The sequence below is a fragment of the Streptomyces echinoruber genome, assembly GCF_014651135.1.
GTDB lineage: Bacteria > Actinomycetota > Actinomycetes > Streptomycetales > Streptomycetaceae > Streptomyces > Streptomyces echinoruber.
In genome coordinates this window covers 1-607 of the sequence record NZ_BMWH01000102.1, presented here as the reverse complement: position 1 = coordinate 607, position 607 = coordinate 1, and the positions used below count along the sequence as shown (strand labels likewise).

The 607-nt window shown below is 73.0% G+C and carries 1 protein-coding gene; it reads right to left on the bottom strand.

The features are described 5' to 3' along the window. Positions 1-607 (bottom strand): ERF family protein (locus IE225_RS32750; RefSeq protein ID WP_190061294.1); only part of this gene is annotated, 607 nt, incomplete at both ends.

The following is a 607-nucleotide window of genomic DNA, read 5'->3' as shown; positions in this document are numbered from 1 at the left end:
TGGCGCTGGGCGGCGGCCCGCTTCTCGGCGGCGATCTGGTCGAGCTGGGCGAGGAATTCGGCGGGCGCCCCGGCCTGCTGCGCGGCGGCGCGCACCTGGGCGAACTCCTCGGGCGAGCGGGCCGCCTGCGCCTCGGCGACGTAGTCGCGGCGCGCCGGGCGCTGCTGGGGCGGCTGCTCCCACGGGCCCGGCTCGGCGCGGCGGCTGCGGCGCACCTGGCCGCGCTGCTGCCGGGCCTGCTGCCGCTGCTGGGGGCGCGGCTCGGGGTCCGGCTCGACGTAGGTGTCGCGGTCGCTGTCGGCGATGGACCGAGCGTCGACGGGGATCATGAACACCCAGAACAAGAGGTACTTGAGCGCGGCGCTCATGGCCTTGTTGACGCTCTTGTCGGCCATGTCCATGGCCTCGCCGGGCATCTTGGCGAGCAGGCAGTCACCCGCCGGGCCGTAGATGCGGTACAGCATCGTCAGGTTGGTGTGCGTGCCCTTCTCACCCCGGGGCCGCTGCTTGACGTCGAGGACTTCCGGGACCAGAAAGCAGCCGTGGTTGCGCATGGGCCCGGCCATCGCCGACATGGCGTCGTCGACGCCCCGGAAGCTGTAGTTCT